The organism is Oerskovia sp. PE-21s (assembly GCF_056158145.1).
In genome coordinates, this window is sequence record NZ_JBUXJM010000014.1 from 1 (window position 1) to 3,981 (window position 3,981).

The following is a 3,981-nucleotide window of genomic DNA, read 5'->3' on the forward strand; positions in this document are numbered from 1 at the left end:
CAAGCTCGTCACCGTCACCGTCACCGTCACCGTCACTGTCACTGTCACCGTCACCGTCACCGTCACCGTCACCGGGGCCGGGGCCGGGACAGTCACGGTCGATTACCTCTATACGCCCGAGGGCGACCGGCTCCTGCGACGCAAGGACGGGGCGACCACCATCTACTTGCCGGGCGGGCAGGAACTCACCCTGACCAAGGGCGGGGATCTCAAGGCGACCCGCTACTACTCCTTGGCGGGGCAGACCGTCGCCGTGCGCACCGGTGTGGGGGCTGCGGGCGTCGACACTCTCGTCGCGGACCACCACGGGACCGCCGAGATGACGGTCAACAACGCGACCCAGCAGGTCACGCGTCGCTACCACGACCCCTACGGGAACGCGCGCGGCACCTCGCCGACGAGCTGGGTCGACGACAAGGGCTTCCTCGGGAAGCCGGTCGACTCGACCGGTCTGACCAGCGTCGGGGCCAGATACTACGACTCGCAGCTCGGCAGGTTCATCTCGGTCGATCCGATCATGGACCTCACCGATCCGCAGCAGTGGTCAGCGTACGCCTACGCCGACAACAACCCGGTGACGTACTCGGACCCCACAGGGCTGCTGTCCTGGAAGGGGGCCGGGAAGTGGCTCAAGAACACCGTCAAGTCCGGCAACAAGTTCATCAAGAAGCACCAGGGTGAGATCGTCGGTGCCGTCGTGGGCGTCGTCGTCACCTCCGGCTGCCTGGCCGTCACGGCAGGTGCCGGAAGCCTGGGCTGCATGGCCCTCGGCGGTGCCGCGAGTGGTGCCGCCACCAACCTCTGGAAGAGCAAGGTCCAGAAGACCCAGAAGTTCTCCTTGGCGGGGTTCGCTCGCGACACCGTCATGGGCGGGGCTCTGGGCTACATCGGCGGAGCTGGCGCAAAGCTGCTCACGCCAGCGCTGGGCAAGGCCTCGACCAGCATCCGCGCCGCGGTCTCCCGGACATTCACGGCAAAGAAACCGGTATCGACGCCCACTACCTCAACGAACGTGTCAAATTCCCCACAAAAATCGGCAGCCGCGGCCGCGTCTGCGCCAAAGCCCTCTCCTGTTAGTGTTGCTGGCGCAGATGAGCTTCATGCGATCGCCGTGGCACCCATGAAGGGGCAGTTGACGTCCGCTGGTCGTGCGCTCCAAAAGCATGGCGATACCAGCGTCGCGAATATTGCCAAACGCGGCGAAGAGCATGTTGCGCGGTATGACTTCGGAAAATTGAACAACTTGCAGAAATCCGAAGTTGCCGACGAAGTGATTCAGGAAATTCTAACGAACCCGAACGCGACGGACGTTGTCTCGTTCGCATCGGCACACTATGGTATGTTCACCAGAGATATTAGGATCCCTGGGGCTGGGGCGCACGATGGAGCATGCGCGGGGATCAAGTTTCTTTCGAGGGCTTCTTGTAGTAGAGGAGATCTCCTGAAGGGTAGAGAGTGTGCGCTATAGGGCTGAAGATTTTGAGGTAGACGGTGCGCTGCGTGATATTTGTGTCTTCGATACAGGTGTCAGGGACTGGGAATTGCTGATCTCCGCGCTCTCGCGCTCTGGTTGGGCCGTGTGTTTTCGTCTCATCCTGCCCGACGGTGAGGTGGACGTCCTGGAAAGCGTGTCTGAGCTATTCGACCGGCTCGCTGTTGATGGCGAGATATCCGCCGCGATGTCGGTTCGCGTAGATGAAGTACTGTTTTCTTGCTACTTCTTCGACCCGGAGCGGGTCGAGTTCACCTTCGACCCGCGGGACATAACGGGAGAGAGTTCCTTTGCTTCGCTTGAGAAATTCATGACTTGGCTCGGGATGACCACAGGGAAGCGTGTGGTGATGACAATGGAAAGCATGGACCAGCGATTGTTGCCACCTCTCTTGGAGTTTTTGCCCAAGTAGTGAACGGTTGTTTTTTGTGCTTGAACCGTGCATGGAGTCGAGACCGCTCGCCGAGTCAATGGTAGTGCGCAATTGCAGCAGTGTGCTTCATGCTTGCTCGACGTGGGGCGGGAGAGGAGGGGGTCCGGGACGATTGGTTGAATTCTTGGATCGCCAGATTCCGTGCTTATGATTCTCAATTCGAACTACCGTGCCGTGTAGCCAGTAGCGAGTCGAATCATGACGTGCCCGGCGTCGCTTTCTCAGCCGTCACGAGTCGCCCGTCCGCCAGGTGCCCGCGCGCGTCGACCGTGTCGAGCGTCGCCTCGTCGTGGGTGACCACGATGGTCGCGGCACCGGTCTCGCGCGTGAGCCGGGTGACGAGCTTGATGATCTGGACGCCGCGTTCGTGGTCGAGCGCCGAGGTGGGCTCGTCGACGAGCAGGACCTCAGGGTGGTTCATGAGGGCGCGGGCGATCGCGACACGCTGACGCTGTCCGCCGGAGAGCTGGCCGGGTCGCTTGGCGGCCTGGTCGCGGAGGCCGACGGCGTCGAGCAGGTCGAGCGCCCGGTCGCGGTGCGTCGAGGGCCGCTCGCCGCGCAGGTGGCTCATGAGCTCGAGGTTCTCGAGCGCGGTGAACGAGCTGCAACTGTTGGAAGACGATCCCGATCCGGTCGCGCCGCAGCCGCGCGGCCTGCGACGAGACGTCCGACGAGGCGTGCCGCGAGGCACCCGAACGGCGAGCCGTCGAACGCCCGGCCGCCAAGCCGTCGTCGCCGCCGGCAACGTCGACACCCTCGACTCGCGCTGTCGCCGGGCAGCTGGTCCAGACGCTCGCCTGGGACGCCGAGGGCAAGCTCGACACTGTCACGGAGGCCGGCAAGGTCACTGTCGACTACCTCGACGCACCCGAGGGTGACCGGCTCGTGCGACGCCAGGACGGGGCGATCATCATCCACCTGCCGGGCAGGCAGGTGCGCACACTGACCAAGGGCGGTGACCTCAAGGCGACCCGCTACTACTCCGTGGCGGGGCTACGATCTTGACTCCTAGGACGGCAACCTGGACCTCGCTCTTCGGGGGATGATTTCGCGAAATGCAAGAGAGGTTATCAATGCTCACTACAGAATCGATTGATTTCGTCCGAGATGCCTGCAACACGCTTTCCTTGCCAAGGGCGAACGCCCTTGCCCTGGCTGCGGCCCATCGAACGCTGCCTATCTACCAGGCGTACTCTGAAGGGCCTTTCGGGGCCAAGGGGCACGGTGTAGTTCATGACGCGATGGTTCAGGCGTGGCGCGTGCTTCGTGGTAGGCCAGGCGTTTCGCAGGGCGGCCTAGGGCGTAAGGTCGATGAAGCTGTTGGCCTGGCCGAAAAGGACCTTGAACTGATCAATGGCGTTGATGACTTTGGCCTGGCGGAGAGCTTGTCGATCGAATCGATTTCGACAGCGGTTCTCGCGTTGAACGCGATGGCTTCCGGGGCTCGAGAATCTGTGTTCGATGCTCTGGCGGCGGCTATCGAGGTTGACCTGGTCTGGGCAGAATGGCGGGCTGACGCCTCCGGAGGTGTTGTCTCTTCGGATGAAGTGTCGGTTCACTACGGACAGCAAGTGCGCGACATAAATCTGCTTTCCGACACCATCGGTGCTGATGAGAACATAGTATTTCGCGATCTTGCAATGCGTGCCGAGCAAGAGGGGATGCCATACCTGGGCCAAATGCGACAGATCGTGGCGAGAAAGGTTGCTGATAGATAGCGGTGGCATGTTCTCGGACTCTTTGTGTCGGCGGCTCGCCAGACCGTCGCTTTACGGCTAGAAGCCAGGTTGAGTGAATGACGGGTCGTCAAGGCAGAATTACATTCTTGCTGAGCCGCTTCGAGTGGGAAGAGGCGTGCGTTCGGTCTGCTTGACGTCTCGCGCACCCTCCCTGCCGATCCAGGAGGGCTCCCGGATCCGCTCAGGCATCCGCTGTGACTTCAGCTGTCACCATAAGCCGTCCGTCCGCCAGGTGCACGCGGGCGTCGACCGTGGCGAGGGTCGCCTCGTCGTGGGTGACCACGATGGTCGCTGCACCGGTCTCGCGGGTCAGTCGG

General features: G+C 62.4%; 4 protein-coding genes. 3 read left to right on the forward strand and 1 reads right to left on the reverse strand.

Annotated elements, in window-relative coordinates; genetic code table 11:
* Both ACZDYF_RS18735 and ACZDYF_RS18740 read left to right on the forward strand, forming a co-directional pair.
* Positions 1-1,468: RHS repeat-associated core domain-containing protein (locus ACZDYF_RS18735; protein WP_475061276.1), on the forward strand; the 1,468-nt coding region annotated here is incomplete at its 5' end.
* Positions 1,458-1,904 carry a hypothetical protein gene (locus ACZDYF_RS18740; RefSeq protein ID WP_475061279.1) on the forward strand — a complete coding sequence of 149 codons (447 nt, stop codon included), beginning with the start codon at positions 1,458-1,460 and terminating at the stop codon, positions 1,902-1,904. The genes ACZDYF_RS18735 and ACZDYF_RS18740, both read left to right, overlap by 11 nt.
* Before the next feature lie 217 nt (positions 1,905-2,121).
* On the opposite strand, the gene ACZDYF_RS18745 is transcribed toward ACZDYF_RS18740, so the two are convergent.
* Positions 2,122-2,496, reverse strand: coding sequence for an ATP-binding cassette domain-containing protein (locus ACZDYF_RS18745; protein ID WP_475061282.1), 375 nt, complete (start codon positions 2,494-2,496; stop codon positions 2,122-2,124).
* A 502-nt stretch (positions 2,497-2,998) separates the two neighbouring features.
* On the opposite strand from ACZDYF_RS18745, the gene ACZDYF_RS18750 reads away from it, so the two are divergent.
* A complete protein-coding gene (locus ACZDYF_RS18750; RefSeq protein WP_475061284.1) occupies positions 2,999-3,643 on the forward strand; it encodes a hypothetical protein in 645 nt (214 codons plus the stop codon).
* Positions 3,644-3,981 lie beyond the last annotated feature (338 nt).

Coding starts and splice junctions, on each gene's coding strand:
- ACZDYF_RS18750 (WP_475061284.1), top strand. CDS start 2,999: ATGCTCACTACAGAATCGATTGATTTCGTCCGAGATGCCTGCAACACG.
- ACZDYF_RS18745 (WP_475061282.1), bottom strand. CDS start 2,496: ATGAGCCACCTGCGCGGCGAGCGGCCCTCGACGCACCGCGACCGGGCG.